Genomic DNA, 24,047 nt, shown 5'->3' with positions numbered 1-24,047 from the left:
CGCCCCGGGTTCCCATACCCCACACTCAAATTGAACGCCCATGAAGGTTCCCCTCGATTGTAACGTCCACAAACCGCCTGTAATAACCGCCTACGATGGCGAATTCTCCAGATATGCCGTGATCGCTGACTCGTATCCCTCTCGATAGGTCGGGTACTCGAACTCGTATCCCAGTTCGCGCAATCTTGCGTTCGAACACCGCTTTGCTGTGAGGATTCGTCGTCGGGCCGCCGCCGAGAGATCCCCGGTCTCGAGCCGCTCTGCTTTCGTTCGCTTCTCGGGTGCCTCCAGGCCACATCGAGCGGCCAGCCAGTCAGCGAACGCCCACTTCGACGCCGGTTCGTCGTCGACTACCTGTACGACGTCGCCGCGAGCGAGGTCGTGCTCGAGGAGGTATCGGACCGCGCCAGCGGCATCGTCTCGATGAACCATGTTCAGGTACCCCTCGGTGACCGGTCCCTCGAGATAGCGCTCCAGACGGTACCGGTCCGGCCCGTAGAGGCCGGCAAAGCGAGCGACCGTCCCCTCGAAGCCGTCCCCGTACTCGGGCGGCCGCTCGAGGGCAATTCGCTCGGCCGCTGCCAGCACCTCGGTCTTCTCGGTCGTCGGCTCGATCGACGTCTCCTCGTCGACCCACTCGCCGTCGTGGTCGCCGTGAACGCCCGTCGAGGACGTGTAGACGAGACGGTTCGGCTGATGGTCTCGTTCGCCGAATGCTCGGATCGCGGTCTCGAGTCCCTCGACGTACACGTCTCGAGCGGCGTCAGCTCCTCGACCGCCGCTGCTCGCGGCGAAGACGATTGCATTGACGTCGGGGACGTCCTCCAGCGACGGCGCGTCGGTCACGTCGGCCTGGACGGCCTCGAAACCGGCGTCCTCGATAGCCGCGAGTCCGTCGGCGGATCGACGGACGCCGATCACCTCGTGGCCTCGTTCCTCAAGCTGGCGGCCCAGTTCCAGACCCACGTATCCACAGCCGAGAATAGCGACGCGCATACCCATGCCCGTACTCGGGAAGCCGAGTGCATAACGACTTCGACGACATCATGACCTCGACGACTGCGCTCCTCACATACCGCGGTCGACGATTGCGTACTGAATCGCGACGTACTCCTCGAACGTCATCGGTGCGCGGCGTTCGATCTTCTGTTGAATCTCCGTGGCGCCGAGGCCGCCGTCGAGGTCGGCCGCAAGCGTATCCACGTCGACGACGGCCGTCGTCATTCCCAACAGCAGGTGTTCACCCGCGAGTTCGACGATCGTCTCCGGGTCGGGCTCGCCATCCTCGAGCGACTGAATCTGGGCGGCCTCCTCGAGAGTCAGGTCCGGTGCCTCCCTGTCGCGGAGCGCCTTCAGTTTCGATCGGTCGACGTCGGTTTCGGTCTCGGCGTGCTCGAGGCCAGCGTGCTCGAGTGCCGACCGAAGGTCGTCGTCGTATTCGGCTCGAAGCGCGGTGGCGGATTCGGGGACGGAAAGGCGCTGGTCGTAGAACATACCTGAGGAAAGGTCGGTCAGCACCAAGTCGGTTTTCATCGACGTGTTTCGATTCGATATTCCTATATTAAGATTGTAAAATCAAGTCATTACATTCTTATAGTTTTACTACCTCTGTCGGTCAATGCCTTCCCAGACGAGACGACGATGGCTCGCAACGTGCGTTGGTGCAAGCGTCACGAGCCTCGCCGGGTGTGCCGATTTCGGCAGTTCCGATTCGCCGAAAACCGACTCGAACGACTCTCAATCCACTGGATCGAGCAATGGTGGACTCATTTCGGGTGGACCCGGTGAGGAACCGACGGTCTCGAGCGACGAGTGGCCGATGGCCGGCGTCGACATCCAGAATACGGGATATCACCCAACCGCGACCGGCCCAACGGACTCCGTTTCGGAGCGATGGCGACTCCAGACCGGTGGCCGGATTACGGGTGGAGCAGCAATTGCCGATGGGACGGCGTATATTGGAAGTTGGGATTCGACATTTTACGCGATTGATTTGCTCGAAGGGGAGATTGAGTGGTCGGTGGACCGGGGCGCTTCAAATTTTGGAGAGACTGCAACGGTATTGGATGATAAGTTGTATGTTAATGATGGAGGAGGAGACGTTGTCGCATGGAATAAACAAACTGGTGATAAAATATGGGACAGTTTCAGGGATAGACTTGCTGCCTTAGGCAGTCCAACAGTTTTTGACGGGACTCTCTATACAAACACTGATGATGGGCAAATTGTTGCACTTGACTGCCAAACAGGTGATATTGAATGGACCCATGAAATACGCGGCCGGGGAACAAGAACGACAACGGTATCAAATGGTATACTCTATGCGGTCGGTGTTCCCCATTACATATATGCCATTGATCTTGAAACTCAAGAACGACTTTGGGAAACTGAGATGGATAATACAATGATGGGATTTGCTGCTAATGAGGATTATCTCTATGTAGGGTCCCAAGGCAGTGAAGCAATCTATGCGTTTGATCTCTATAACGGGGAAATCATATGGACTTGTGAAGTTAGTGAAATGGTCATATCATCTACTTCATATCATGATGGTTCTGTCTTCGCTACAACAAGGAACGGTATTGCGTGTGCAGATGCTCTAGATGGCAGTCTCCAATGGGAAACGGCATCTGGAGGATTCGGAGGAGGTGTCTCTCTTACTGATGAGACTTTATATACCGGTTCACCTGATGGTGTTTATGCTTTTGACAACACAACGGGCGAAGAGCTGTGGTATTATGAGACGAGTGGGAATATAGTATCTGAGCCTGCGTTAACCGATGGGATGCTTTTCATCGGGACTGGGGAAGGAACGATCTATGCGCTCGAGTAAGTGGACTTTCGAAGAGATTTCCTAGGAGCCACAGGCTACTGTCTCGCTGTTTTCGAGATACCCAACATCGGGCCATGTTTCTGTACATTCAGTTCTAACTCCTGTACGATCACCAACTCCTTGTCCACCAGGTGGAACAACAATTACGACGACTGTGCCCCCTCGAAACGATATTGCCTTATTTGAACCTAGTCGCTTCTGGTTGCCACCAATATTTACTGAAACGTTCTTGTCCTCTCGAACATAGGTCGTTCCTTCAGTAACCAGCGGTGTTCCAGTATTGGCTGCAACTTCAAATCGAGCGTACTTTGCTTCCACATCCACGTCCCACACGTTCGCCGTCGCAACCCAGTATCCCGGGACTGGGGTAATTGGAATGCCAGCAGGAACACGTTTCGGGGAGTCTCCTTGTAACCAGTCCTCTTCATCACTAATTACGATATCACCCTCTTCGTTGACGATTTCCGCGTTCTCGAGACGTTCTTTAATTACCTCATCTGTTTTTCCCTCAACTTTTTTCCGGATCTCTTCATCAAGGTCATCTAACCTATTATCGAAGGAAACAGTTTGGTCTGCAATACTCTCTGTAACAATCGGCCGAGCAATGGCTGCAACCTTTGCTTCCCACGCTTCTTGTCGCCCCTCAAACTCGTCTGGATACTCGTCGCTTAACTCTTCGACAATCACTTCAGTGATCGGTTCAGTAACAGCACCATCTCCTAAAGCTATCGCTGTTTCATCAATTGGCCCCCAATCATTCAGTGTCTCTTTAATCGACTCTTCAACTTTTGAGTTAACTCTTACAATATTGGTTTTATCTTCATCGAATAATTCGATACTCACATCAAAAGCAATATCGCCAGATAACCCAGTGAATGAACTGCCTATAATTCCTTCAATATCATCCACCTCTTCGTTCAAACCAGCCCCTACCGCCTCTGCCAACTTCGCCGCCCGCAACGTCTCCCCCGCCGTCCGCATCGGCACCCGCTGCTCTTCCTCTCCGAGATCCAACCTCGGAATCTTCGACAGAATACCCGTCATCACCGAATCGTACGGAATCGAGAAGTAGTTCGAATTTCGCGTCGCCATCGGCGCAAATTCCGAATCGTTTCCCACCGCCGGCACTCGCTCGGCCGTCACGTTCTCCGTCACCAGATACGACGGCGACCCCGACACCCGATAGCTCACCCCCTCGAGCAACGGAACCTCCTCGATCGGCTCCGGTTCCGGTTCTGACGTACTCATCGCCTCCTGCATGTACGCCGTCGCATCCGCTAATCCGGAGTTCGCCTCCTCGAGTTCGTCGTCCAGTTCGCCCATCACGTCGTCGTGCGTTTCGGCCACAGCCTCCAGGTCAGAGAGCAGGAGTTCGAAGTACGCGAGCCGAGCCTCGTACGTCGCCTTTTCCGCTGGATCGGCGTACGGTCTGTTCCGCTCGAGGTAGGTATCCCGTTCAGCCTCGACCTTCGCGATCAAATCCTCGACGGGCCCGTCCTCGCCAGGTTCTTTGATCATGTCCGCACGTTCGAAGGTCACCTCGAGGCCTTCGAGGTCCGCCTGGATCGCGGTGAGATCATCGATCACGTCGGCCTCGAGGACGCCATACTCGTAGCCGGCGTCGAGTCGTTTTCGCGACGGAATTTCGAGGGAACGCTCGAGGTCGGCCCCGGAGTGAGCCTCGACGGCGGCGTCCGCAAGCAGCCGCTCGAAACCGGTTTCGGTGCGTGCGCCGACGAACGCGTTCGCAGCTCTGTCGGGGACGTCGCTGAAGTCACTCGAGTAGACGCCGGTCCCGCCGTACTTTCGGTGAACGCCGTACTCGGCCCGGGCTTTGACCTTCGAGTCCGGGCTGTGATCGGCTTCGTACAGACGAACGCGCACGTCGAACGTACTCGTCCCGGTCGCGTTCGTCTCGATCCGTTCGGTCTCGTTCGTGCGGGTGTCGTTCCAGGTCGCGGTGCGTTCGAAGCCGTTGACGACGGTGGCGTCGTAGGTGTAGTACGAACTCGCCCGACCAGGATTGCGAACGATGACGTCGGTGACCGTCGTGTTACGGTACGTTCTCGGCGAGCGATCCAGACGCTCCCAGTGTGCGCCTTCGTCGGGTGGGGCGGGTTCTGCGCGCGTGTGTGTTTCGTCGATGGCGACAATCGAGGCGGCGTCGACGGTATAGACCCGGTCGAACGCCGCCGGAATCGAGTGCTCGTTGTCCTCGTCGAACATGTATCGAAGCGGCATGTACGCGCTCTCGCTAACGGCGATCGTCTGTTCTTCGTCCATCCCGGGTGCGTGACCGGAGAGGTCCTGCAGTGACGGTGCCTCGGGCGGATTGCCGCCGACCTGATCGCCGTAGACGTACTGGAGGGAGTCACACACGTCCTGGCTGTCGATACTCGGTGACTCGCCGTCGTTGTAGCCGCCGTAGAGGTCGTCGCCGTCTTTGGCCGCGAGACAGAGCCAGGCCTGGCGCATGGCGTCGCCGCCATCGGCGTCCTGGGTACCGAAGACGCCGCGCTGGGTCGCATAGGCGGCGCTGTTGGCCGTCACCTCGACGTGGCGATTGGCGATCACCTCCGAGACCGGCATACCGGCGTACTGGGCGTAGCCGCGGGCCCACGCGAGCGGGTACAGTCGGCCACTGAATTGCCGGCCAAAGCCCGATCCTTCGAGCGCACCGGTGTTGAGAGCGGTCTCGTAGGCGGCCGTCCGGCGCTGCAGTTCGAATAGCGGCGTCGGCACGGAGACCGTCACGGGTTCGACGCGGCTCGCGACCGTCTCGCCGTCGCGTTCGACGGCCGTTCGGACGCCGTCGATCGTCACCTCGAGGCGGCCGACGTCGTCCGCCGAGACCGTCATCCGATCCATCCCACGTTCGAGCGACTCGAGGTCGGTCGCGGGCGGGACGGAGACGGTCGTGGTCGTTCCGCGGACGTGCTGCCCGGCGCCCGCGAGGTTCCTCTGTACGTTCAGGTAAATCCGAAGGGCGAGGTAGTTTTCGAGGATTTCGCGGTCGCTACTGGCGTTGACGAGGTCCCCGTAAGGAGTGTTCGCGGGTTCGATAATCGGCTCGCTGGCGACCTGATCGGTCGCGTCCAGGACCGCGTGTCGGATGGCCGTTTGCGTCGCGGCGGTCGTTCGATCCATCGCGACGGCGGGATCGACGTCGGATTCGGGGGCCGGTCGCGACTCGAGTGCACCCACGAGAGTGATACTGCTGACGAGCAACAGTACACCGATGAGCGCGAACGGGACTCGCCCACGGTCGTCGTCCGCGAGCGAGATGGTGGGCGTTCGGGTCACGTCTCCCACACTCGTACGACGATGGTGACGTCCTCGACCGCGATGGCGTCCGCGGCTTCTTCAGGGGTATCGAACCGCGATTCCATATCGGCAGCCATCGACCCGGCGAGGGCGTCGACGATCTGTGCGTTCGCCGCCTGTGCGTCGCTGTTCGACTGTTCGAGTGAAGTCTCGAGATCGGCAGGATCGATCCCGTCCAGGGCAGTCGCGAACCGTTCGTACCGATAGACGGTTCGGTCCCGGTCGAGGCCGCCGCGCTCGAGTACGAGCGACGTCTGTTCCGGCGGGAAGTACCCCTCGACGATCGCTGTGGAAACGCTGGTTGCGATGGGATGGTACGCCTCTTCGTCCGGGTTCTCGTCCTCGTACTCGCCCTCGTTCCTGCTCCCGCCGCCACTCTCATCTACGTCCCCGTCGCCACCCTCGTCTCCGGCGAAATCGGCGGCATCGATGCGGTCGAGCGCGAAGCCGCTGGGCACGGTCATCGAGACGCTACTCACGTCGGCGGTCGGTGACGGGGTTGGACCGATGTGCGCTCGTCCCTCGAGTGGCGCCCCCTCGTAGGGCGTCCAGTGGGCCGCCACGGCGACGTCACCGTCGACGACCGCGAACTCGCTGGCGATCGGCCCCTCGATCGCCGTCGCGAAGAGGCGACCGTCCTGCGTGAGTAGTTCGTCCTCGAGCGACACGTTCGCGAGTGCGGCGTCCGCGAGAACGCCAGCGGCCGGACCGTGTGTCACGCGCGTGAGTTCGCTCCTGGTGTAGTCGTCCGGATCGGCGTAGGCGTCCTCGGGGGCGCGCTCGAGGACTGGTTCGAGCGTGTATTCGACGCTGACTGTCGTCGAGCCGAGCAGTTCGACCGCGTGAGTCGCCGTTTCGGGAGTGTGGCCGGTATCCTCGTCACCTGCGAGATAGATGCCGAGGACGCCGACGGCGGCGCTCATCAGCACGAGACAGAGTGCGACGTCGAGGACCGTACTGACGGCTCGGCCGTCGCCGATGCAGCGCCTCGGGGTGCCGGTATTGGCCGCGGCCGACTCAATATCATCGGTCGTGGATGGATCGGTATCATTCGTGGCCGACTCGGTTTCGGCCACGGACGCGAGACCAGATACTGACGACAGGAGGTCAGGCACTGACGACCCGGGGCCGGGCGTTGACGTCACGACCGGACCTCCACGTAGAGCGTTGCGCTCGACACCTTCCCCGAGGGCTCGAGGATGGCGATCGGGCGGGTCGCGGTGTCGTCAGCGCTCCCTCCAGGCGTCGGGGTGGATGAGGGCGGGCGATCACCCGTTGCAGAGCCACGCTCGTACCGACCGTCGACGTACCTCGCCCAGCGTCGCGTTTCAGGGTGACCTTCCTCGAGCGTCGTGACCGTCACCGTCACGGTCCGGTCGCTAGGCAGCCGATCCGTCGGAATCTTACCGAGCGAATCGCCCGGCCGGTTCGGATCGTAGACGCCGTCGGCGGCGATGGTCGCGTGCACGGCCTCGAGCGTGGGTTCTGCAACGGAGCGATCGCTGCTCGTCTGTCCCATCCCTGAGAGTGCGCCGGCGTACACGCCGAGTGCGAGACAGACCGTGGCGACGGCCACGAGTGCGGCGAGCGGTTCGGTTTGCCCGCGCCGGTTCGAACGGTCCGTTAGTGGAGCCGTACTCGAGTGAGGCGGGCCCTCGCAGTACCGTCGAACCACCCGGCGAGCGGTGGGAAACTGGAACATGGCCTCCTCTGGCCGCCCCATCGCATATAAACGTCAGACGGTGAAAATGATCCGGAACGTTGAACTTCATCCCCTCGGATTCCTGAATATGAAAGTAGCCCTGATTGGGATCGGCCAGGCCGGTGGGAAGGTGGTCGAGCGCCTCACGAAATTCGACGCTGAAATGGAGTTCGACGCCGTCCAGGGAGCGTTCGCCATCAACTCCGCGACTCCGGACCTCCAGTCGCTCGAGCACGTCGAGACGCACCTGATCGGCGCCGACCGGGTGAACGGACACGGCGTCGGCGGCGACAACGAACTCGGCGCTGAGATCATGCAGTCGGACGTCCAGGAGGTGCTGGGCGACCTCGATGGCCACGTCACCTCCAGATCCGAGGCCATCTTCGTTGTGGCCGGTCTCGGCGGCGGCACCGGAAGCGGTGGCGCACCGGTTCTCGTCCACCACCTCCAGCAGGTCTACGACATCCCGGTGTACGCGCTCGGCATCCTCCCCGGGCGGAACGAAGGGTCGCTGTACCAGGCGAACGCGGGTCGATCGCTGAAGACGCTCGTTCGCGAGGCCGACGCGACGATTCTCGTCGACAACGACGCCTGGCACAGCCAGGGCGAGAGCGTCGAGAGCGGATTCGAGTCGATCAATCAAAACATCGCGCAGCGATTCGGCCTGCTCTTCGCGTCGGGCGAGGCCGTCGAGGGCGTCGTCGACTCGAGCGAGGTCATCAACACGCTTCGCCAGGGTGGAATCGCCGCGCTGGGGTACGCAAGCGCGCCGTCGAGCGACGATAGCACGCAGAACATTCGAAGCGTGATGAGCGTCTCCCGGCAGGCGTTGCTCACTGGAACGAGTTTGCCGGAGGCGCGAGTCGGCGACGCAGCGTTACTGGTCATCGCGGGGAAACCGGAGACGATTCCGCGCAAAGGCGTCGAGAAGGCGCGGCGCTGGCTCGAGGACGAGACCGAGAGCATGCAGGTTCGGGGTGGGGACTTCCCCCTCGATAGCGATCGGATCGCCGCGCTGGTCCTGCTGGGCGGCGTCGAACGCTCCGATCGGATTCAGGAGTTCCTCGACCGTGCGCGTGCGGCCCAGCGCGTCGAAGACGAGAAAGCGGCCGGCGACCCGGCCGACGCCTTCGCGAACGACGAACTCGAGAATCTGTTCTGAAGGCTGTCGGCTTTCAAGCGGGCATCGGGATTCCCTCGGTCGTCGAGACCCCTCGATTATCGACCATCGATCACTCGACGTGGACTCCGCTCACCATTCACTACTCATCGCTCATTCGTTCGGATTTTCGTCCTGCACCTCGACGATCTCCGCCTGCTCGAACGTCTCGATGCCGCCCTCGAGTCTGACCTGGATGGTCTTTCCGGGGAGCGCCGAGTCGTCGTCCTCGTTCGATCGCTGGGGGACGGAGACAGCGGTGACGCCGTCGATCGTGACGTCGCGACGTTGAATGGGATCGCCCTCGTACTCGACGGTTTCCCAGGTTTCGACGTCGAACTCCTCGATATCTTCGCCGAAGTACTCCTCTGACTCCCGTTCGATCGAGTCCGCAGTCTGGGATTCGCCGGTCGTTCGGTTGTCGTCGAACTGGACTTCCTCGTGTTTGTACTGCTCGAGCTGGACGAGCATGCCATCAATCACCACTCGAGCGGGCAAAACGCTGTGTGCGGCGTATGCAAGAGACCCGTACCTCGAGCGTACGGAGAAGGAGCGGTACTCGAGACTCGAGGAGGCCGACGATCACCATCTCGAGGAGGTCGGCGCTCGGGACTCGAGGGGGTCTTCGGCTCCTTAGCGATCGGTCGCTTCCTCGCCGAACGAGCCGTCGTCCATTCGCTTCGCGCGGAGGTATCGCGCCCGGTAGCGGTTCGCACCGTCGTAGACGTCCGCCTCGCGGATCTCGTCCACTCGCCCATCGGCGACGGCGTTGACGATTTCGGCCAGCTGATTCATCTCGGTGGTCGTCAACTCGAGTTCCCACGTCTTCTCCTCCTCGCTCTCGAGGATGGCCCACTTCCGGGCCGCGGCCACGACGAGGGAGCAAGGTTCCCGGCAGGGGAAGACGCCGTCGCCGTGGTCGGTGTCGATCGGTTCGTCGGCCGCGTACTCCCACTCCCGCCGTTTGAGACACTGGGAGTCGACGCAGCAGGCTTCGGTCAGCCACTCGAGGGCCTCCCGCGGGAGTTCGTCGATCACGTCGTAGATGCCGGTCTGGCGCTCGGCCGTCTCGAGCCAGTGGTCGACGTCGAGGTCGCCGCGTTGCTCGCGGTGCCAGTTAGCGATGGTGGCCGGGTAGATCGTGCGGACGGTTTCGACGAGGTCGTCACCCGACAGGCCGGCGAAGTGCCACCCAGTCACGAGTGTCGGCGCGGTCTTCAGCGGCCGGTACCGCCCGTCCTCGTCGTAGGTGACGATTTCGCGAGCGTCGCGAGGATCGTTGTGATCCTCGAGCGTCTCGTCGGTGGCGTCGGCGTCCTGGACGTGGCGGATCTCGTAGACGCGCTCGCCGCAGCCGGAGTGGCCGCTGCTTTCTCTCGCGAGACGAGCCGTGATCTCGAGTTCGCCCCAGTGACGGACGACGCCCGACTCGAGGGCGTCGTATCGCTCGAGGACGTCGCTCGCGTCCGTTTTCGTCTCTCCTGTCTCGACGTCCGGATCGTCCAGCGGCGCCCCCTCACACCACCGCAAGAACGCGCGTCGAGCGGTTTCGCGGCCGCCGACCGTTCGCTCCCAGACGTACCAGTTCGTGACGTAGGGGGCGATCGGCTCGAGCGCCCGGCTGGGATCGTCTCTCGACGCTGGGCTCGCGCCCGCGTCAGCGACGGTCGACGCCTCGATTTCGACGGTCGCGGTCGGGGTTTCGAGCCGGTAGGCTGACCCGTCCGCGAGTCGCTCCGCGACGAATCCGTCGAAGTCGATCGTCGGCTGGCCGTCCTCGTCAGACTCGCGGATCGTCTCGAGGAGCGCCTCGAGCACTTCGTCGGCTACTCGCCACCCCGTCGTCTCTACGTCGGGAGCGTCTTCGACCACGTCAGTCACCCGCCGCCGGCGTCTCGCTCGTCCAGGACTCGACTTGCTCGAGCGCGTCGCCGACGTCGGCGCCGGCGTCGACCGCGCGTTCGAGGATCACGTCGGCCATCAGCGGTTCCGTTCCGACCGCTCCGGCGTACCAGATGCGCTGGCCGTCGACGATGCCAGGTACGTCCCAGCCCGTCCGGTAGTCGTCGGTGAGCCCCATGTCTTCGGGAATGTCCTCCTGTGTGTGGAAACCATCGGCGACGAACAGCGGGACGACGACGACGTCTTCGCTCTCGAAGTAATCGGTGACGTCGTCGACTTCCGGTTCCTCGTCCATGTAGAGGGCTCGCACTTCGTCGAAGCGATCCATCTCGCGGATGCGCTCGGTGTGGTACTCGATGGCCTTCGCGGAGTTCTCGTTTCGCTCGGTCCCGTGACCGACGACCGCGAGGCCGAAACCAGGGCCGACGTCGGGGTCGTCGGTCACCGTCTCGGCACGCTTGACGATTACGTCGGTCATCGCGTCGTGCGTGCCGACTGGGCCGCAGTAGTGGACGGTCTTCTCGGCGTCGCCGACCTCGAGCGTGACTTCGGTGGCGTCGGTGCCGTCGGAGTCCCACAGGTCGGGGTCCCAGCCCTCGAGGCGGAGCTCTCGCGGGATCACCTGTTCGGTGAAGTACCCCTCGCTGATGAACAGGGGGACGACGAACACCTCGTCGGATTCTACGGTCCGTATCACCTCCCGGAAGTGGGGCTCTTCCTTCCAGAATCCCTCCCGAACCTCGTCGAAGGCGCCCGTCTTCCGGATCGTATCCGCGTGGTCGTACGTCGGCTGTGCGGAGTCCGGATTCAGGTGCGATCCGTGTGCCGCGATGACCAGCGCTTGCATACTCGGTCGTTAGGATGGCAGCGGTTTATCGACTTCGCTGTCGGTGCGTTCGCTGTCGGCGTCCCTATTTCCTACCCTCTACCCTCTACCCTCTACCCTCTACCCCGGCGGCTCGAGCCGTCCGACCAGCAGGGCGACCGCGACGACAACTCCGACCGAGACGATCAACACGCTGACGTACGCGACGGTCCCGCCGATGACGGCCGCCGTCGACCAGGCAATCGCGATCGCGAGGACGGCCAGAGCGAGCACGCCGAGGGTACCAGGATCGAGCCCGCTGACGGCTCGAAGCTGTTCGACGGCGCGCTCGAGCGCCGTTGGTTCCGGTTCCTCTCTGGCGGGTTCGCCGAGCGTCTGGTCAACGTCGACTGGACGGGTCGTCGGGAGCAGCGTCACTGAGAGCGTCGTTTCAGTCGCGCCGTATCCCGTCGAGAGGACGATCGATCCCTCGAGTGGCGCCTCGAGCGCCACCGGATCGAAGTCGATCATGATGGGGGTCGGTCGGTCGGGGTCGACGTAGTGGTTTCCGTCTCGAGCGTTTCCATTGCCCCCGTTCAACGCCTCGATCGACGCGGCACCCGCTAGCTCGCCGGTCAGCCGGCAGTGAACGTGTGCCGGCCCACCCTCGCTCTCGAGTCGGATCTCGAACGGGTGGCTCGCCTCGAGCGAGCTGGCGCTGGCGGTGAGGCTGTCGGACCCGGTTCGATCGACGGTGACGGTGGCCGCGTGTCGAGACACGAGATCACCTTATGCCGGCGATTGTTCGCGCATGTCCGGAGGGAGCAGGTTCGGAATGCCGTCTTCGATCGGGTACGATTCACCACAGCTAGTGCAGACGAGCGAACCCGAGATGATCTCGTCGTCCTCGTCGTACTCGGGGTCCTCGAGTTCGAGGTCGTCTTTGTCGAGCGGGCAGCAAAGGATCTCCAGCAACGACTCGTTCATGGTTCGACAGGGGACCGCATCCAGCAAAAGGTTTCGGGAACGGCCGCGTGTCGACGATTGACTGACGGTCGTGAACATTTATATGAGTGGGTGAGAAGAATAAAACGAGACGACGGCGTCGAACGCTGGTCTCTCTCCTCTCGACTATGGTTGCTTCGAAGACCGTCGAATCCATCGGGCGACTGGGCGATATTGCGACGACACTCGATGCGTGTACATCCGTCGAATCCGTCTACGAGCACGCGCTGATCGCGGCGGCGGACGCGCTGTCGTTCGAGGCCGCGAGCATCTCCACAGAGCGAGACGGGCGCTTGTTCCCCCGGGCAGTGTACGCGAACCACCTGATTCCCGGCCAGGCGCTCTCGGCGGACGCCGGCATCGCCGGTCGGACGCTCGCAACCGGGTCCACCATCGTGGTCGACGACCTCCGAGACGACCCCGACGCCGCTCCGACGTGCAACTCCTTTCGCTCCGTCCTCTCCGTCCCCATCGCCGACGATGGCGTATTCCAGGCGTTCTCGTCGGAACCAGGCGCGTATTCCGACCTCGACCGACGAATCGGCGAGACGCTCGTCGCAATCGTGGTCAACGCTCGAACCAGCGTCGAGCACGAGGCAGCACTGGAGGCCGAACGGGATCGATTCGCCGCGCTGTTCGAGAACGTGTCCGACGCGGCTGTCCAGTACCGAATCGAAGGCGAGCGCTACCGGATCGAGCGCGTCAATTCCGCGTTCGTTCGCGTCTTCGGGCGTGACGCCGAATCGATCGTCGGCGAAACGATTGCGGACGTACTCGAGGTACCCGACGACGGAGGCGACGAATCCACTCGAACGCCGCTGATCGAACACGCACCCGACGGCGAAACCGAAACCGAAGTCGTCAGAAACACGCCATCCGGACCACGACCGTTCTTGCGCCGAACGGTCCCGATTGCAACGGACGACGAAACGACCCGAGGATACCGGATCTACACCGACCTCACCGAGCTGAAAGTCCGGGAGCGCGAACTCGAGCGACAGAACGAGCGCCTCGATCAGTTCGCGAGCATCGTCAGCCACGACCTCCGAAATCCCCTCACGGTCGCGAACGGCTATCTGGGATTCGTCCGGGACGAACTCGGCGAAGACCACGATGCTGTCGCCGCAATCCAGCAGGCTCACGACCGAATGGAACAGCTCATCGACGACGTGCTGGCGGTCGCTCGCACGGGTGACGCGACGGGAAGCCTCGAGCTGGTCAGACTGTCCGTCGTCGCCGAGCAAGCCTGGGAACACGTCGACACGCGAGACGCCCGTCTCGAACTGGACGACGGCGGTGTCTGGATCGATTCGGACCCGACGCGCTTGCTCCAGTTGTTCGAGAACCTGTTCCGAAATTCGGTGGAACACGGTTCGGCACGCGATCGCCGTGGATCTCGTGGTGCCGACGTCGTGGAGCACGGCACCGCTTCGGGCCAAACCGGATCCGAATCCGACCCTGGCGGCGATTCGCCAGGAACTCGAGGCGAAGCGGCGGTCTGCGTCCGGGTCGGCACGTGCGACGACGGGTTCGCGGTCGAGGACGACGGCCCCGGAATCCCCCCGTCTGAACGGGAGGCGGTGTTCGAATCCGGCTACAGTTCGGACTCCGGAGGGACCGGACTCGGTCTCGCGATCGTCGATCGAATCGCGGACGAACACGGCTGGAGCGTCGAGTGTACCGACGGATCGGCTGGTGGGGCGCGATTCGAGTTCACGAGCGTCTATCTCATCCACGAATCCGCGGTTGGAACGCCCGATTCGTCGGCAGTTCCGGAATCGAACGGTGATGAGCAGTGATCCGGTTCACTCGAGTCGTTCGATTCGGCCGATTCGCTCGAGTTGCCCGATCCGCCCGATCCGTCCAATTCATTCGACTCGCCCAACCTACTCGAGTCACTCGAGCCCATCGAGAGGCCGCCGTGTTGATATCGGGGGTGGTGGCGTGAACGGTGCTGGCCCCGGCGCTAGCCCCAGCCCCAGCCCTGGCCCCGGTCCGGACCTCGACCTCGTCGACGTCACGTTCCATACCGCCAGTTCGTCCCTCGACGTAACCGACATCGCGGGGAACGAACTCTCGTTTGGACTGACCGGGTGGGACCCGTTCGTGGACGACTGCGACGTCGGCGAGCAGGTCGACGCGACGATTACGGCTCGAGTCACGGAGATCAGGTACGACCTGCAGAACTTCCTCAAAGTAATTCGGTCCGACGGCTCGTTTCAGGTCGAACGGAACGGACAAACGACGGCCACTGCCCGCGACGACGTCGGCACCGACCGACCGGTCCGATACTCGTTACCCGAGGGACAGTACCGGTGTTCGGTCGAATCGACCATCAACGTCCACCTCTGGTTCGACGGTGCCGGAACGATCAGATACCGGCCGGAATCCGGACTTACGATCTCGTTTCCTCATCCCACGACGGTCACCTTCGGTTTCAAGACGTACGTCGACTACCCGCGCCACGAGTTGACCGTCGAACCCACGACGGAAGGGTTTGCAACGGCCGTGTCGCACCTCGGCGCCGCCATTACGAAGACATCGGTCGACCGAGTCCACCGGAACAACCGGGGCTATCCGCCGACGATTCGCCTCGGGTCGGAGACGGTCGTACCGGCGGCCGTCGAGGCGGCGACACCCGACACCGGCATCGAACTCCTGATCCCGGACTCGCTGTCGGCGCTCTTGCCGGCGGCTCCACTGGCGTACTATCTGGGGGCTCGCGTCCGCGTCCAGGACGACTCGGCACCGATCCTGCGTGCGCCTGCTGTCGACGTCCACCACGAGTTCGACCCGCTTCCGGCGTTCGAAGGGCAGGCGGCAGCGCTGTTGGAGCGCGTCTTCTTCCTCGATATGCTCGCCACGTGGTACGACGATTCGGAGTGGACCGTTCGGGCGCACGGTCTCCTCGAGTCGGCCGGAATCGACCTCGAGCCGTGCGTCGAGGCACCGCTCGCGGAGCGTCTCGAGGCCTATCTCTCGTTTCCAGGGTCGCCGCTCGAGGAGGCGCTTCCCTCCTGGCCGTTCCGGATGACGGTCGATCCGTCGCCGGAATCGGTCGCTCAACTTCCCCATCTGTTGTACGATATGGCGGCGATCGAGCTTCCGAAGGAAGCGGAGGCGGATGCGGTGGAGGTGACGGAAGCCGGTTCTCCCTCGAGCAACAAACGGCGATTCGAGGCGATTACTCGGCTGCGAGGTCGCCTGTGGTCGGGTCAGACCGCCTCGGACCTAACCGACGCCGCGTTCACGGCGACGCCCGTCGCCTACCGCAATCGCCTCGAGTATCTCGGACGCGACCACCGACGGCGAGCGGTCGTCGTCGCGTTCACGGACGAAACCACGGACGCAGAACGATCAGCAATCGTCGATCGCTACCGACGACGAGACGACGTGCTCTCACCGACCGTGACCGCGCTCGAGACGCCCTCTCGCGAGGAACTCGCCGACGTCTTCGAGACGGGGGTGGACTTCCTCCACGTCATTGGCGACTGCTCCGAGGCCGGCATTCGCTGTCGTGATGGCGTCCTCGAGCCAGCGTCGCTGGCGGAGAACGACGTCCAGTTGTTTCAGATTGACGGTCCTCGATCGCTCGCCCTCGACCTCGTCGAGCGCGGGAGCGTCGCCGGGGTCGCCAAAGCCCCTGGAGTGAGTAGCGATAACGACGAGAATGGCGATCACTCGAGCGACACGACCGTCGGCGAACTGCTCCTGTACGGTCACAGTCTGGCCACGGCGACGCTGTGTGCGGCCAGAACCGACACCATCCAATCCCAGTCCCAGCCTCGGTCGCGAGCCGTCGTCGGCGACGGCAGCTGCCGGTTCGTCGCTAGCTGGTGGCCGACCCTGATTTACGTGCTAACTGCTGGCGACCGTCGAGCCAGTACTGGGGACGGTGACGAGTGCACAGCCGGTGACGGAGACACTCGAGGAGAGCCGGACGACCTCCGGGTAACGGCCGTTCCGTTCCCGATCGATCCGGTCGGCGGATACGCGGTCCCCAACTGGGACGACGAAAAGCGCCTGCAACCGAATCCACTCTCGTTCGACGTCGATCCCGAATCGGTGACCGACTTCCTCGCGGAATCCGAAGCCCCGATCTACTACGACGGTCGGTTTTACTGGCCGGAAGAACAGCTACTGCTCGCCTATCCGATCGCGTGAGCCGGGTCCGTGACGAAACGGATCCTGACGTGCTCGAGAACGCGCCAGAAAACGGCTCGGTTCGTCGAACGGGCGGCCTGGAGCGCTACTCGTCGTAAGGCGACTCGAGGACGACCGTCTGTTCGCGTCCTGGACCGACCCCGATGGCGTAAAGCGGCGCGTCGAGTTCCGTCGAGAGGTACTCGAGGTACGTCCGCGCGTTCTCGGGGATGGCCTCGTAGCCCTCCTCGGCGACGGCCGCCCAGTCGACGTCCGGCCAGCCCTCGAAAGTACGGTAGGTGGCTTCACAGCGGGCCCACTGCTCGGTCGTCGGTGGGACGGTGAAGATTTCCTCGCCGTCGAACTCGTAGCTGTGGCCGACCTCGACCTCCTCGAGTCCGGCGAGGACGTCGATGTGGTTGACCGCGAGGCCGGTGAAGCCGTTTGCGCGGGCGGCGTGGCGCAACATGGGGATGTCGAGCCATCCGACGCGGCGGGGGCGCCCGGTGACGGTACCGTACTCGCCGCCCTCGTCGCGGATGTAGGTCGCGAGTTCTTCTTCGTCTTCGTTCTCGTCGGCCGCATCAGCCTCGTAGCCGGGAGTCTGCCCCTCGACGCCGCCGAGTTCGGTCGGCAGCGGGCCGGTGCCCACCCGGGAGAGGTAGGCCTTCACGATGCCGATGACCTCGCCCTGGCCGACGACGGTCGGTCCCAGGCCGGTGCCGACGGTCGCGCCCCCGGCAGTCGGGTTCGACGACGTGACGTAGGGGTAGACTCCGTGGTCGATGTCGATCGACGTCCCCTGAGCGCCCTCGAGCAGGACGTTCTCGCCCGCGTCGACGCGCTCCTGGAGGAAGGTGCCGCAGTCGACGGTCATATCCTCGTCCTCGAGGCGCTCGCCGTAGGCGCGGTAGGTCTCGAAGAGGTGGCCGACGTCGAAGGCGTCCGCCGTCTCGCCCTCGAGCGTCACGCCGAAGACGTCCTCGGCGAGCGCGCGCTTCTGGGGGACGACGTACTCGAGGCGGTCGCGCAGGACCTCGGGGTCGAGGAGGTCGCCGATGCGAACGCCGCGGCGGCCCGCTTTGTCCTCGTAGGTGGGGCCGATGCCGCGCTTGGTCGTTCCCGCGGCGAGGTCGGCCTTTTCTTCCTCCTCGATGCCGTCGAGCACGCGGTGATACGGGAGTATCACGTGCGCGCGCTCGGCGACGCGAACGTCGGGTTCGAGGCCCCGTTCACGGAGTTGATCGAGTTCGTCGAACAGCGTCTCGGGGTTGACGACGCAGCCGTTGCCGAGGACGCCGGTCTTGCCGCGCACGGCGCCGGATGGCACCAGCGAGAGTTTGTACGTTTCGCCGCCGTGAACGACGGTGTGGCCGGCATTGTCGCCACCCTGGTAGCGAGCGACGACGTCAGCAGCGTCGCCGTAGAGGTCGACGACGCCGCCTTTGCCCTCGTCGCCGAGTTGCGACCCGACGATTGTGACAGTCATACAGGCGCCGGATTCTTGCCCGGCCGATAAACCGGTTACGGTCTGTGGGGCGCGAGAGGCGACATTCGATCCACGTTCGTGTATAGGGGACTCCTTTTCGAAGAGAAAATCTGGGTAGTCGTGAATATCTTTTCGAGCATTCGTCGCCCTCTGCCCCAATATCTGAACCCGAAACGTTAACTCCTGTCACGACAGAGTGTCAGGTGACGGTTCATTTTGCCGCGACTCGAGGGCAATCTTTAAAAGGTGCAAAGACAAGTTAACAAATGCCATGATAGACCGACTTGAGAAGGAAGTCGATATGCTGGAACGACATCTGCAGGTCCTGAAGATGGTCATCGAGAACGAACCGATCGGGATCGTCAAGATGTCCAACGAAACCGGGTACCCCCACCACAAGGTTCGGTACTCCCTGCGCGTCCTCGAGGAAGAGAACCTCATCGAGCCCTCCAGCCAGGGTGCGATCAAGACCGAGCGGACGGTCGAGTTCGTCGACGAACTCGACGGCAAACTCGACGAGATCGTGGACAAACTCGAGGGCATGAAGATCGAAGACGTCGCCGAAGTCGAAGGCTAGCCTAGAGTTCTGGGACGTTCATGTGGAAGCCGCCCGAACGCGACTCCACGAGACACAGGTGATATCCACCCTGTTTTCGCGACAGCGACACGTAACTCAGCCGTGAGTCTCGCGTGAGGAAGCCGCCGCCGCCGGTCGCCTGCTCGGTCACCTCGAGGGCGCCCGGTTCGAAGAAACTCGAGGTGACGAAAAACGCCGCGGCGAGTTCGCCGTGGTTGGCTTTGACCGCCGAGACGGACTCCTCCAGCGTCTCGAGATCCGTCTGACTGGCGGGATCGCGCGATCCGTCGAGGTTGGCCGCGAGCAACGGGTTCCCCATCTTGTCGAAAGCGACGACGTCGAATGCGACTTCGTCGGGAACGCCCTCGGTGTCGTCCCCGTCGAGGGATATCGAGGCGTCGAGTTCGGCTCGATCGATGCGGGGGAGGGCGTCGTAGAGCTCACCGAGGCCGTCCGCGTGGCCGGTATCGCGGATCTCGAACGGCAGGGTCGCGACGAGCCACTCGACGAACTGGTACTCGATCCGCGACCCGAGGAACGCCTCGTAGGACTGGCCGTCGACGACGACCTCGCTCGCGTCGAACTGCGTGTGGTGTTCGAGACGGAGGTTCTCCGCGACGTCCTCACGACTCACGTTATCTTCGTGAGCCGTCGCTAACGTGGGCTGGCTCTTCGAGGCGTACCGGACGAACAGGTTGGTCCTGGAGAGCGCCTCCTGGGGCGAGAGGCTGGTCCCGTCGACGGGGACGCCAGCGGCGTCGGCCGCTCGAACCCGCTCGAGTTCGGTCTCGAGCGTCTCGATGCGCTGTTGCAATCGGTCGACGGTCGCCGAGAGTTCCTCGGCGCGCTCCCGGTACCGGTCGCGCTCGGTCGCGAGTTCCTGCTGGCGCTCCTTGAGCGTCCCCTTCTCTCGCTCGAGTTCGTCGACGCGCTGGGTGAGTCGGTCGATCTTGTCCTCGCGCTCGAGCATGTCCTCCTCGAGGGCCTCCCGGGGGACGTTTCTCGCGCTGCTGGCGTTGGACTGAGTACGACCCTGTCCCGGTCCGCTGGGGGTTCCGTCCTGCTGTTGCTTCGATTGGTCCTTACTCGAGTTCGACGCCTGGGTCGACGAGGCCCCACTGGCTGCTGACGAGGCGGTCGACGATCCGGACTGGCGCGACCGACCGCCCGTCGTTCGGCGCCGACCCTCGGTGCTCGATCGCGATTTCGACCCGTCGTCGGACCGGTCGGGACGCGAGGTCTTCTCCGGGTCGATCGAGGGGATGTTCCGGGTTTCCCGCCATTGCTCCTCCTGTTTGAAGCGTTCGTCGAGCGGATCGGTCTCCGACGGCTCGTTGTCGGTGTCGGGTGCTCGGTCGGCCGTCTCTCGTTCGTCGCCGTCCTGAACCTCGGGGGCTTCACGGTCTTCGCGGGCCTCGGCCCCCCTGTCGTCTTCGTCGTCTTCGTCGACACCCTCCCAGGGAACGCCGTCGGCGCCGAGTTCCTCCGCGGCTGCCTCAACCTCCTCGGGATCGGGCGACTCGCCCGAGGCCGGCGGCATCGGTTCGGCATCCTCCACGGGCGTCTCCGCGTCCGGCCCGTCGCCGGTCGACGTATCGGGCGCGTCGGAGTGGTCGCGACTGGGCTCACTACCCGCGTCTGATCGGCTCTCACCATCCGCTGGAGGCATCGGCTGCGCGTCGGTAGTCGACCCGTCATCGGCCGACTCGGCGTCCGCTCGAGCGTCGGCTTCGGTCGCCGGTTCCGTGATGCCGGTCGTCTCTACTGTCTCCGAGTCCGGTTCGGCTGTCGCAGTCGTCGTGATCCCACCGGCGGTATCGCTCGTTTCATCGGAGACCGGTTCTGACTGCGATTGGCCGTCGCGCTCGCCGTCGGTCGACGGACTGGACGCATCGGCTATCCCGCTCGCAGCGCCGGACCCGGCCGCCGATGCCGTCGAGCCCCCGGACGTCGGCTCCGGTGTCGGTGCCGACCCCGGGACGTCACGGATGTCGACGTCGACGTCGACGACCTCGTAGATACCGACCTCGTCGTCGGCACGCTCGAACGCTTCGTCGCCGGTCAGGAGTCGCTGTGCGTTCCCGATGTAAGCCGCGGCCATCCGGCGACCGCCGTAGTACACGAGGTAGTAGTCGCCGCTGAGTACCTGCTCACTCAGTTCGACGTAGCCGGTGAACGACCCCTCCTGGAGCGTCTGGTCGACCTCGCTCAGTGGCGTGTCGTTCGTGTAGTACTTCGCCCTGGTTTCGCCGCCCTGTTCGTCCATCGTACACAGCAACGGGAGCGAGGGGTGGGGTGCGACGTACGTCGTCCCACTCGCTCCGTCGAACTGCTCGAGAGCGCCGTCGACGACGCCGACGATGCGTCCGTTGAGCATGAACGCCCAGGCACCACCGGACGTCACGGCACCGGAGAACTCCTCGTCGGCGAGTGAAGAGAGACCGTCGTAGCCGCCGGAAAACGGACGGGAGTCCCATCGCTCGACGCGCTCTTGCGTGCGCGGATCCATGTTTCAACAAGCGAGGACCGGTGTAAATACGTTTCGCCTGGTTCGGTGGCGAACCCGAAAACGATCGTCGGCCTCGAGTCCCAGCTAGATCTTCGACTCGGCGTCGTCGGCCAGTTCCTTCATGCGTTTGCCGATCCGGCCCGCGCTCGAGAACTCGTCCTCGCTCATCGCGTTCGCGAGCGCATTACCGAGGACGAAGACGGCGTGTTTGTGCTCGCTCTTCGACTTGTGGACGTCGTCGGGGTCGACGTCGAGTTGGTGATAGGCGTCGAAGAGGCTCTCGTCGACGTGCTCTCGCTCGGAGAAGTACTCCATGATGACGACGAGTTCGTCGTGGAGCTCGAGCAGTTCGTCCTTGTGCATACTCGCGACTATGAACGGTTCCGATTTAAGCGTTGTGTGGCTCAGCGTGCCAAATTCGGGCGATCAGTCCCGACAGTTCCGGCGTCCGCGGCCTCCGCTTGGTCCTCCCCGCGGCCCCCGTCAGCGCCCCTGTCGCCCCTTCGTCTGTCGATAATCGGACGCCATCAGGTCGACGAAGTGCTCGAGCCAGGCCTGGGTCTGGGCCTGGGTCTGGGACGCGGGCTCGAGCATGGGCACGAGTTCGAAGCCGCGACCTCGGATCGTCGTCGCGTGGTGGGTCTCGATCTCGAGGTCGTCCGCGGCCGTCGTCGTGTACTCGGTGCCGATTTCGGTGAGCGCGCGCTGGCCCACGGGGACGATGATCTCGGGATTTATCATGCGAATTTCGGCGTTGAGGTACGGTTCGCAAGTGATAATCTCCTCGTCCGTCGGCGGGCGCTCGGGGTCCCGACAGCGAGTCAGCAGGGTGAGGTAGACGTTGGCGAGTTCGGGTTCCTCGGGGTCGCTCGCGCTCGCGCAGAGGCCGAGTCGCTGGAGGATTCGGTACAGTCCTCCCATCCCCTCCCCGGGTTCGTCTTTGGGGCCCAATTCGAGGAACGGAATCCCGACCGCGTCGGCGCGCGCGCTCGGTCGCTCGCCGACGAACAGGAAGTCGGCTCCCACGTCGCCGTAGCCGTGGACGACCTGCGTGCGCGGCGCACAGAGTTCAGGGCAGTTTTCGCAGGCCTCGTCCATGCCGAACGGGTTCGCCGTCGACTGCTGGTTCGCGTCCACGGTCGTCCCTGGGGCCGGCGGCTACAAAAACGACGCGCTCCGACCTCCGATGGCCCTCGACGCTCGAGGCCCCCAGAGCCGGACGTCAGCGCCCGAGACCGCCGCGTTCTGTGACCTCGAGGATGAACTTGACGTTCCGGACGATCTCCTCGGGCGAGGTGTCCTCGGCCTCGTCGTAGAGGTCGCTCGTTCGGTAGAGGATGTTCGCCAGTTGCTTGCTCTCGCTCGAGTCGCCGCGGACGTCGTCGGCGATTTCTCGGAGCAGGGCAACCCGTTCGGAATCGGGCTCGAACTCGTCGTCGCTCATGGTCTCTCAGTGTACTCGCTCATGATCGGCTCAGCGCTCGCTCTCGCCCGTACCCGCGCCTTCGCCCGCGTCGACCGGCGGCGTTCGCTCGGCAACCGACTCGGAGACGGCTCGCCGGTGGACGATGCCGGTGTTGTTCGCGACCGACGCGGTCAACTCGCGGAAGGCCTTGCCGGTCTCGCTCGCCTCGTCGAGGACGGTCGGCTGGCCCTCGTCGCCGCCCTCTCGAACGCGTGGGTCGAGCGGGATCGAGCCGAGGAAGGGCAGGCCGTGCGTCTCGGCAAACGCCGACCCACCGCCGGCTCCGAAGATGTCGTGTTCGCCGCCGCAGTCGGGGCAGACGAACGTGGCCATGTTTTCCGCGATGCCCAGGACGACGGTGTCGTGGCGGGCGAACATCTGGAGCCCCTTTCGGGCGTCGTCGAGGGCAACGTCCTGGGGGGTCGTCACGATCACCGACCCCGTCACCGGGATGGTCTGGAGCATCGTCAGCTGGGTGTCGCCCGTTCCCGGCGGGAGGTCGATCACCAGGTAGTCGAGGTGGCCCCACTCGACGTCCTCGGTGAGCTGGGTGATCACCTTGTGGACCATCGGGCCCCGCCAGATGACGGGGTCGTCCTCGCCGACGAGGAAGGCCATACTCATCAGCTTCACGCCGTACTTCTCCGGCGGGACGAGCGTCTCGTCCTCGGTCGCCATCGGCGGCTCGTCGGCGTCGACCATGCGGGGGACGTTCGGCCCGTAGACGTCGGCGTCGAACAGGCCGACGCGGGCGCCCTGCCGGGCGAGCCCCGCCGCGAGGTTGACCGCGACGGTCGACTTCCCGACGCCGCCCTTCCCGGAGGCGACGGCGATCACGTTCTTGACGTTCGGGAGCACCGCGTCGCCGCTCGAGTCGTCGCGGTCGGGAATGCTCGCGGAGAGCTCCGGGTCGATCCCGTCCTCGGCGAGGGCGTCCCGGACGGCGCCGGCGATAGCGGTTTCGGTCGGCGAGTACGGCGCCCCGAGGGCGAGGTCGACGGCGACCTCGCCGTCCTCGCTCACGGTCACGTCGTTCACGAGGCCGAGCGTGACGATGTCGTCCCCCAGTTCCGGGTCCTCGACCGTTCGCAGACGGTCTCGGACGGCGGCTTCGTCCATACCTACTGGTGGCCG

The 24,047-nt window shown here is 63.7% G+C and carries 22 protein-coding genes; 6 read left to right on the top strand and 16 right to left on the bottom strand.

What is annotated here, in order from left to right; genetic code table 11:
- Positions 1 to 90: 90 nt before the first annotated feature.
- Together J1N60_RS15715 and J1N60_RS15710 are read right to left on the bottom strand one after the other, a co-directional pair.
- Positions 91 to 996 (bottom strand): SDR family oxidoreductase, encoded by a 906-nt coding sequence (locus J1N60_RS15715; RefSeq protein WP_312912606.1) that lies wholly within the window; start codon positions 994 to 996, stop codon positions 91 to 93.
- A 72-nt stretch (positions 997 to 1,068) separates the two neighbouring features.
- The gene (locus J1N60_RS15710; protein ID WP_312908837.1) at positions 1,069 to 1,533 is read right to left on the bottom strand and encodes a DUF5791 family protein; all 465 of its coding nucleotides are present in this window, start codon (positions 1,531 to 1,533) and stop codon (positions 1,069 to 1,071) included.
- Between the two features lie 286 nt (positions 1,534 to 1,819).
- Between J1N60_RS15710 and J1N60_RS15705 the strand changes: the two genes are divergently transcribed.
- On the top strand, positions 1,820 to 2,833 hold the full coding sequence (locus J1N60_RS15705) for a PQQ-like beta-propeller repeat protein (RefSeq protein ID WP_312908836.1): 1,014 nt from the start codon (positions 1,820 to 1,822) through the stop codon (positions 2,831 to 2,833).
- Between the two features lie 21 nt (positions 2,834 to 2,854).
- On the opposite strand, the gene J1N60_RS15700 is transcribed toward J1N60_RS15705, so the two are convergent.
- Genes J1N60_RS15700 through J1N60_RS15690 form a run of 3 tightly spaced genes read right to left on the bottom strand, consistent with a single transcriptional unit; the run spans position 2,855 to position 7,859 of the window.
- On the bottom strand, positions 2,855 to 6,145 hold the full coding sequence (locus J1N60_RS15700; RefSeq protein WP_312908835.1) for a DUF7286 family protein: 3,291 nt from the start codon (positions 6,143 to 6,145) through the stop codon (positions 2,855 to 2,857).
- Positions 6,133 to 7,302, bottom strand: a complete 1,170-nt coding sequence (locus J1N60_RS15695) for a DUF7284 family protein (RefSeq protein ID WP_312908834.1) — start codon at positions 7,300 to 7,302, stop codon at positions 6,133 to 6,135. The genes J1N60_RS15700 and J1N60_RS15695 overlap by 13 nt, the downstream gene beginning before the upstream one ends.
- Complete coding sequence (locus J1N60_RS15690; protein ID WP_312908833.1) at positions 7,299 to 7,859, bottom strand: DUF7285 family protein; 561 nt, start codon at positions 7,857 to 7,859, stop codon at positions 7,299 to 7,301. The genes J1N60_RS15695 and J1N60_RS15690 overlap by 4 nt, the downstream gene beginning before the upstream one ends.
- Before the next feature lie 88 nt (positions 7,860 to 7,947).
- Between J1N60_RS15690 and J1N60_RS15685 the strand changes: the two genes are divergently transcribed.
- Complete coding sequence (locus J1N60_RS15685) at positions 7,948 to 9,021, top strand: tubulin/FtsZ family protein (RefSeq protein ID WP_312908831.1); 1,074 nt, start codon at positions 7,948 to 7,950, stop codon at positions 9,019 to 9,021.
- A gap of 111 nt (positions 9,022 to 9,132) precedes the next feature.
- Here the strand turns inward: J1N60_RS15685 and J1N60_RS15680 are convergent, their stop codons facing one another.
- Positions 9,133 to 9,489 (bottom strand): hypothetical protein, encoded by a 357-nt coding sequence (locus J1N60_RS15680; RefSeq protein WP_312908829.1) that lies wholly within the window; start codon positions 9,487 to 9,489, stop codon positions 9,133 to 9,135.
- On the opposite strand from J1N60_RS15680, the gene J1N60_RS15675 reads away from it, so the two are divergent.
- Positions 9,488 to 9,655, top strand: a complete 168-nt coding sequence (locus tag J1N60_RS15675; RefSeq protein WP_312908827.1) for a hypothetical protein — start codon at positions 9,488 to 9,490, stop codon at positions 9,653 to 9,655. The genes J1N60_RS15680 and J1N60_RS15675 overlap by 2 nt on opposite strands.
- On the opposite strand, the gene J1N60_RS15670 is transcribed toward J1N60_RS15675, so the two are convergent.
- The 4 genes from J1N60_RS15670 to J1N60_RS15655 form a co-directional block, all read right to left on the bottom strand.
- Complete coding sequence (locus J1N60_RS15670) at positions 9,652 to 10,890, bottom strand: DR2241 family protein (RefSeq protein WP_312908825.1); 1,239 nt, start codon at positions 10,888 to 10,890, stop codon at positions 9,652 to 9,654. The two genes, J1N60_RS15675 and J1N60_RS15670, sit on opposite strands and share 4 nt — an antisense overlap.
- Position 10,891: 1 nt before the next feature.
- Positions 10,892 to 11,767, bottom strand: a complete 876-nt coding sequence (locus J1N60_RS15665) for a CbiX/SirB N-terminal domain-containing protein (protein WP_312908823.1) — start codon at positions 11,765 to 11,767, stop codon at positions 10,892 to 10,894.
- Between the two features lie 99 nt (positions 11,768 to 11,866).
- Positions 11,867 to 12,505: a DUF7524 family protein gene (locus tag J1N60_RS15660; protein WP_312908821.1), complete on the bottom strand. Its 639-nt coding sequence runs from the start codon at positions 12,503 to 12,505 to the stop codon at positions 11,867 to 11,869.
- A 9-nt stretch (positions 12,506 to 12,514) separates the two neighbouring features.
- Positions 12,515 to 12,712 carry a methytransferase partner Trm112 gene (locus J1N60_RS15655; protein ID WP_312908819.1) on the bottom strand — a complete coding sequence of 66 codons (198 nt, stop codon included), beginning with the start codon at positions 12,710 to 12,712 and terminating at the stop codon, positions 12,515 to 12,517.
- A 146-nt stretch (positions 12,713 to 12,858) separates the two neighbouring features.
- Here J1N60_RS15655 and J1N60_RS15650 point away from each other — a divergent pair, with 146 nt between their 5' ends.
- Together J1N60_RS15650 and J1N60_RS15645 are read left to right on the top strand one after the other, a co-directional pair.
- Positions 12,859 to 14,529, top strand: a complete 1,671-nt coding sequence (locus tag J1N60_RS15650; protein WP_312908817.1) for a GAF domain-containing sensor histidine kinase — start codon at positions 12,859 to 12,861, stop codon at positions 14,527 to 14,529.
- 145 nt (positions 14,530 to 14,674) lie between these two features.
- A complete protein-coding gene (locus tag J1N60_RS15645) occupies positions 14,675 to 16,894 on the top strand; it encodes a hypothetical protein (protein WP_312908815.1) in 2,220 nt (739 codons plus the stop codon).
- A gap of 85 nt (positions 16,895 to 16,979) precedes the next feature.
- Here J1N60_RS15645 and J1N60_RS15640 read toward each other — a convergent pair whose 3' ends face one another.
- Positions 16,980 to 18,362 (bottom strand): adenylosuccinate synthase, encoded by a 1,383-nt coding sequence (locus tag J1N60_RS15640; protein ID WP_312908813.1) that lies wholly within the window; start codon positions 18,360 to 18,362, stop codon positions 16,980 to 16,982.
- Positions 18,363 to 18,633: 271 nt separating this feature from the next.
- Here J1N60_RS15640 and J1N60_RS15635 point away from each other — a divergent pair, with 271 nt between their 5' ends.
- A complete protein-coding gene (locus tag J1N60_RS15635) occupies positions 18,634 to 18,939 on the top strand; it encodes a hypothetical protein (protein WP_254157134.1) in 306 nt (101 codons plus the stop codon).
- Position 18,940: 1 nt separating this feature from the next.
- Here the strand turns inward: J1N60_RS15635 and J1N60_RS15630 are convergent, their stop codons facing one another.
- The 5 genes from J1N60_RS15630 to J1N60_RS15610 form a co-directional block, all read right to left on the bottom strand.
- The gene (locus tag J1N60_RS15630) at positions 18,941 to 21,448 is read right to left on the bottom strand and encodes a DUF7527 domain-containing protein (protein ID WP_312908811.1); all 2,508 of its coding nucleotides are present in this window, start codon (positions 21,446 to 21,448) and stop codon (positions 18,941 to 18,943) included.
- Between the two features lie 84 nt (positions 21,449 to 21,532).
- A complete protein-coding gene (locus J1N60_RS15625) occupies positions 21,533 to 21,811 on the bottom strand; it encodes a UPF0058 family protein (protein WP_253436521.1) in 279 nt (92 codons plus the stop codon).
- A gap of 120 nt (positions 21,812 to 21,931) precedes the next feature.
- Positions 21,932 to 22,585: a uracil-DNA glycosylase gene (locus tag J1N60_RS15620; protein ID WP_312908810.1), complete on the bottom strand. Its 654-nt coding sequence runs from the start codon at positions 22,583 to 22,585 to the stop codon at positions 21,932 to 21,934.
- A gap of 85 nt (positions 22,586 to 22,670) precedes the next feature.
- Positions 22,671 to 22,892 (bottom strand): DUF7976 family protein, encoded by a 222-nt coding sequence (locus tag J1N60_RS15615; protein ID WP_312908809.1) that lies wholly within the window; start codon positions 22,890 to 22,892, stop codon positions 22,671 to 22,673.
- 30 nt (positions 22,893 to 22,922) lie between these two features.
- On the bottom strand, positions 22,923 to 24,032 hold the full coding sequence (locus tag J1N60_RS15610) for an Mrp/NBP35 family ATP-binding protein (RefSeq protein WP_312908807.1): 1,110 nt from the start codon (positions 24,030 to 24,032) through the stop codon (positions 22,923 to 22,925).
- Positions 24,033 to 24,047 lie beyond the last annotated feature (15 nt).

This window comes from Natronosalvus caseinilyticus (assembly GCF_017357105.1).
GTDB classification, from domain to species: domain Archaea; phylum Halobacteriota; class Halobacteria; order Halobacteriales; family Natrialbaceae; genus Natronosalvus; species Natronosalvus caseinilyticus.
The sequence above is the reverse complement of the archived record's forward strand: the minus strand, read 5'-3'. Positions and strand labels throughout refer to the sequence as shown.

Coding starts and splice junctions, on each gene's coding strand:
- J1N60_RS15650 (WP_312908817.1), top strand. CDS start 12,859: ATGGTTGCTTCGAAGACCGTCGAATCCATCGGGCGACTGGGCGATATT.
- J1N60_RS15690 (WP_312908833.1), bottom strand. CDS start 7,859: ATGTTCCAGTTTCCCACCGCTCGCCGGGTGGTTCGACGGTACTGCGAG.
- J1N60_RS15640 (WP_312908813.1), bottom strand. CDS start 18,362: ATGACTGTCACAATCGTCGGGTCGCAACTCGGCGACGAGGGCAAAGGC.
- J1N60_RS15715 (WP_312912606.1), bottom strand. CDS start 996: ATGCGCGTCGCTATTCTCGGCTGTGGATACGTGGGTCTGGAACTGGGC.
- J1N60_RS15680 (WP_312908829.1), bottom strand. CDS start 9,489: ATGCTCGTCCAGCTCGAGCAGTACAAACACGAGGAAGTCCAGTTCGAC.
- J1N60_RS15615 (WP_312908809.1), bottom strand. CDS start 22,892: ATGAGCGACGACGAGTTCGAGCCCGATTCCGAACGGGTTGCCCTGCTC.
- J1N60_RS15675 (WP_312908827.1), top strand. CDS start 9,488: ATGCCATCAATCACCACTCGAGCGGGCAAAACGCTGTGTGCGGCGTAT.
- J1N60_RS15710 (WP_312908837.1), bottom strand. CDS start 1,533: ATGAAAACCGACTTGGTGCTGACCGACCTTTCCTCAGGTATGTTCTAC.
- J1N60_RS15610 (WP_312908807.1), bottom strand. CDS start 24,032: ATGGACGAAGCCGCCGTCCGAGACCGTCTGCGAACGGTCGAGGACCCG.
- J1N60_RS15685 (WP_312908831.1), top strand. CDS start 7,948: ATGAAAGTAGCCCTGATTGGGATCGGCCAGGCCGGTGGGAAGGTGGTC.
- J1N60_RS15665 (WP_312908823.1), bottom strand. CDS start 11,767: ATGCAAGCGCTGGTCATCGCGGCACACGGATCGCACCTGAATCCGGAC.
- J1N60_RS15705 (WP_312908836.1), top strand. CDS start 1,820: ATGGCCGGCGTCGACATCCAGAATACGGGATATCACCCAACCGCGACC.
- J1N60_RS15625 (WP_253436521.1), bottom strand. CDS start 21,811: ATGCACAAGGACGAACTGCTCGAGCTCCACGACGAACTCGTCGTCATC.
- J1N60_RS15655 (WP_312908819.1), bottom strand. CDS start 12,712: ATGAACGAGTCGTTGCTGGAGATCCTTTGCTGCCCGCTCGACAAAGAC.
- J1N60_RS15635 (WP_254157134.1), top strand. CDS start 18,634: ATGATAGACCGACTTGAGAAGGAAGTCGATATGCTGGAACGACATCTG.
- J1N60_RS15630 (WP_312908811.1), bottom strand. CDS start 21,448: ATGGATCCGCGCACGCAAGAGCGCGTCGAGCGATGGGACTCCCGTCCG.